This window comes from Pedobacter sp. 01N416, from assembly GCF_056399685.1.
Genome location: NZ_JBFTRT010000665.1, coordinates 1 through 2,543, shown reverse-complemented (window position 1 = coordinate 2,543; position 2,543 = coordinate 1). Strand labels below are relative to the sequence as shown.

Annotated in this window: 3 protein-coding genes and 1 pseudogene; 2 read left to right on the top strand and 2 right to left on the bottom strand. The window is 35.2% G+C overall.

Annotated features, from left to right (window positions below):
* A pseudogene (locus tag AC1DND_RS25560) lies at positions 1-184 on the top strand (hypothetical protein); the annotation flags it as partial.
* A gap of 149 nt (positions 185-333) precedes the next feature.
* Here AC1DND_RS25560 and AC1DND_RS25555 read toward each other — a convergent pair.
* Complete coding sequence (locus tag AC1DND_RS25555; RefSeq protein WP_477585358.1) at positions 334-1,038, bottom strand: head GIN domain-containing protein; 705 nt, start codon at positions 1,036-1,038, stop codon at positions 334-336.
* A gap of 192 nt (positions 1,039-1,230) precedes the next feature.
* Between AC1DND_RS25555 and AC1DND_RS25550 the strand changes: the two genes are divergently transcribed.
* A complete protein-coding gene (locus tag AC1DND_RS25550) occupies positions 1,231-1,737 on the top strand; it encodes a phosphoribosyltransferase family protein (RefSeq protein WP_029275623.1) in 507 nt (168 codons plus the stop codon).
* Between the two features lie 133 nt (positions 1,738-1,870).
* Here the strand turns inward: AC1DND_RS25550 and AC1DND_RS25545 are convergent, their stop codons facing one another.
* Complete coding sequence (locus AC1DND_RS25545; protein WP_477585356.1) at positions 1,871-2,416, bottom strand: REP-associated tyrosine transposase; 546 nt, start codon at positions 2,414-2,416, stop codon at positions 1,871-1,873.
* Positions 2,417-2,543: the final 127 nt, after the last annotated feature.

The window sequence follows — 2,543 nt, the reverse complement described above, 5'->3', positions numbered from 1 at the left end:
ACTTAATACCGACTGGACAATACAAGCCTCTACGTTAGAAGAATTTGTAGAAAAAGGAATCATTAGCAAGGAAAAAAAAGAGCCCTTCTTAAAAGTGTATAAAAAACCAGAAGATTTTATGTGCGTATTCGTAATTGTTCCTGAAGGTGCCAACTTTATTTACTATCCGTACAAAAAAAGGTAGAGGATAGAAAGGCTGAAGGTTAAAGATTCCCCCTACAGCCTTTAATGACCTGAATCGGTGTAATCATTCTGTCAGTTAAATCTTTTATAAAAGAAAAACGCCGCATTGTATCCACAAAGCAGCGCGTTATTATTAACTAAACTAAACTTTTAATTTACGTGGTGTACATCTCCACTTTTTGAGCTTGATGTTTTTTTGAGTGAAGCATTTCCCTTATAACTTACATCGCCACCACCACTTGCACTGGCCTCTAAGCCTTTATTTACATAAAGATTTACATCAGAACCACCAGAAGCCTGCACCTTTGCATAATCTGTAATTAATTCATAAGCATCGATATCACTACCTCCACTAGATTGAATGGTCATATTTTCTGCTTTGCCTTTTAAATCGAGATCACTGCCACCGCTTGATTGAATAGATAGATCGTTGCAAACAACCGTTAATTTTAAATCCGATCCTCCTGAAGAGCGAATAGCAAGTTTATCTGTTTTAATTTGGTTTTGTGTAAAAACATCCGATCCGCCCGATGCTGCAATTGCATTTAGGGTTTTAAAACTTACATAAGCTTTAATGGTGCGGTTTTTAAACATGCCGCTCCATTTGATGCCGTCTTTAAATTTTATGGTAACATTGCTGCCGTTCTGCTCAACAACAATATCTTTTAATGTTTCAGAATCAGATTTTATACTCACACTTTCGCTACCGCCCTGAGTGAGGTATAGATCTATTCCACTGCTTACTCCAATGCTATTGAAGTTTTTAACGGTAAAGCTTTTAGTATCCTGCGCCTTAGCCATGTAGCTGGTTATTATGATAAACAAAATGGCGGATGATTTGATAAGGGTTTTCATAGTCGTTTTTTCGTTAAATGATTTGAAGCTATTATTACGCAGCATTTGGGCAACGATGGCTTCGATTTTGTGTTTTGGTTATAGATTAGACGCATCTCTGATGAAAACGTTGCAAACAATTCAAATTATTTTTCAAATAGTTTGAATTTCATCCTTAAAATCGTTCTTTTTGTATTCAATCCTTTTTATACAATGGCATCGCAATTACTTATTCTCAACAAGAAACAAATTCAGCAGAAAATAGATCGTATCGCTTATCAGATTTTGGAAGATAACCTGAATGAGAAAGAAGTGGTGCTTGCCGGTATTTGGGACCGTGGTTACAAACTAGCGCTACGATTAGAAAAAGTGCTTAAAAAGATTTCGGGCTTTAAACTAACTTTACTGCGTATCGATCTGCAGAAAGAAAGCAGCAAATTGGTAGCTTCGACAGATTTAGATGAAAGCCATTGGAAAAACAAGGTGATCATTATTGTTGATGACGTATTGAACAGCGGTAAAACCCTTGCTTATGGCTTGGGTGTTTTCTTAAATACGCCGCATAAAAAAATCCGCACCGTAGTTTTGGTTGATCGAAGCCATAAAATTTTCCCTATTGCCACCGATTTTGTTGGTCTTGAACTGGCTACTATATTAAAAGAACATGTAGATGTGGTAATGGATGTGGAAGGTGAAGAAGATCGGGTTTATTTGAGCTAAAATTATAGAGATAATAGCACATTGCAAATGTGCATCTTACGAATCCTCGTTACAAGCGAGGACTATAATTCATCTGTGCTATCGTCCTCGTTTGTAACGAGGATGCACGAGAATAGCGATTTTATCGCTTTTTTTAAATCAATTCAATTTTCACCAAACCTTTAATTCCAGCATAATCTTTAGCGCTACTGTAAATGTATTGCTCGGGAGATTCAACAATACCAGCTTTAACAGGATTATCATGGATATAATGTAGTTTTTGAAAAGCATCGATTTCTTGTAATTCGATAGGATGATTGTCGTCTTGCCAGATTTTGTGATTTTCTGCCCTATTGGTCTTTCTAGCTTCGAAACTAAACTTATCTAAAAGCCAATCTCTCCTACTTTCAGGTATCTCTTTAATGGTAACAGCCAATTGCTTCGAAGTGAATTTTTTAAAATCTCTCAAAAAATCAGACATTGTATTTGGCTCTTTACATCTTCCAATAAAATGAATGTGATTCGTCATCAGAACCCAACCATTTAATATTAATCCTTTATTCTCGATACAGTGATTTAACGAATCGACAATTATGTTTTTATATTCTGGTCTTGTAAATAAGTCTATCCAACCAACTATTGTACATGTTATAAAATAAGCCTGATTTTGATCAGTAATTATATATCTGCTTCCTCCCATAATCAAATAAGATTTTTTAATGTCTTTAAGTTATTATCCTCAGTTGTAATGAGGATGTTTGGGAGATCTACTCGTAAATATAAAGAAATAATATTCTGTATTGCAAATTTGGATCATCGTCCTCGTT

What these genes read in the sequence shown, in the direction of transcription:
- AC1DND_RS25550 (WP_029275623.1), top strand. Translation starts at nt 1,231, where the DNA reads ATGGCATCGCAATTACTTATTCTCAACAAGAAACAAATTCAGCAGAAA.
- AC1DND_RS25555 (WP_477585358.1), bottom strand. Translation starts at nt 1,038, where the DNA reads ATGAAAACCCTTATCAAATCATCCGCCATTTTGTTTATCATAATAACC.
- AC1DND_RS25545 (WP_477585356.1), bottom strand. Translation starts at nt 2,416, where the DNA reads ATGGGAGGAAGCAGATATATAATTACTGATCAAAATCAGGCTTATTTT.